Origin of the sequence: Parafrankia sp. Ea1.12, assembly GCF_900465275.1 — a bacterium.
Classification (GTDB): domain Bacteria; phylum Actinomycetota; class Actinomycetes; order Frankiales; family Frankiaceae; genus Parafrankia; species Parafrankia soli.
The window spans coordinates 1-736 of the sequence record NZ_UBIZ01000158.1 but is presented as its reverse complement, the minus strand read 5'-3'; the positions used below and the strand labels follow the sequence as shown (position 1 = coordinate 736).

Here is a 736-nt window from a genome sequence, read left to right as displayed (position 1 = left end):
AAAACCCCGACACGGAGCGGCAGGAGGTCGGTCGGCAGACCCGCCTTCTCGGCCTTGGCCAGGTTGATCCAGTTCGTCTCGACGGCAACATCGGCGCCGTCACTGATCAGGGTGTTGTAACGCTGGTTGGAGTCGAGCGCGGCCTGGAAGGTGAGGGTGTCCAGGTACGGCTTGGGGGCGTCCCAGTAGCGGGGGTTCTTGACCAGCTCCATGGCGGCCTGGCGGGTCCAGCTCTTCAGCGTGAACGGGCCGGCGCCGATCGGGGTGGCGTCGAAGGCCGCGGCGCCCTTCCGCAGGGCCGCGGGCGAGGCGATCCAGTTCAGTGACGAGGTGACGACGGACTGGGCATACTTGGGCACCTGGGTGACCATCGTGACTTTCAGGGTGACGTCGTCGACTACCTCGGTCGAGGCGACCATCGCCGCTTCCGAGCGCTGGGGTGAGGCGCTGGCCGGGTCCTTGAGTCGGTCCCAGTTGAATTTCACCGCTTCGGCATTGAGCGGAGTGCCCGTCGGAGAAGACCAGCCCGGGCCGCAGCTTCAGCGCGAAGGTCGCGCCACCGTCGGTCGTGGCGAAGGACTCGGCCATCGAGTACGCGATCTTGCCCGTCTCGTCCGTGGTCATCAGGGTTCCGTACAGGGCGTTACCCAGCACGGCGGTGATCGCGGCCTGGTTGCCGAGGGATGCCGGGTCCAGGCTGCGCGGATCGCTCAGTATGAGGATCCGGGCGGTACCC

General features: G+C 67.1%; 1 pseudogene. It reads right to left on the bottom strand.

The annotated features are described in order from the left end of the window. A pseudogene (locus tag FMEAI12_RS04350) lies at window positions 1-723 on the bottom strand (ABC transporter substrate-binding protein); the annotation flags it as partial. Window positions 724-736 lie beyond the last annotated feature (13 nt).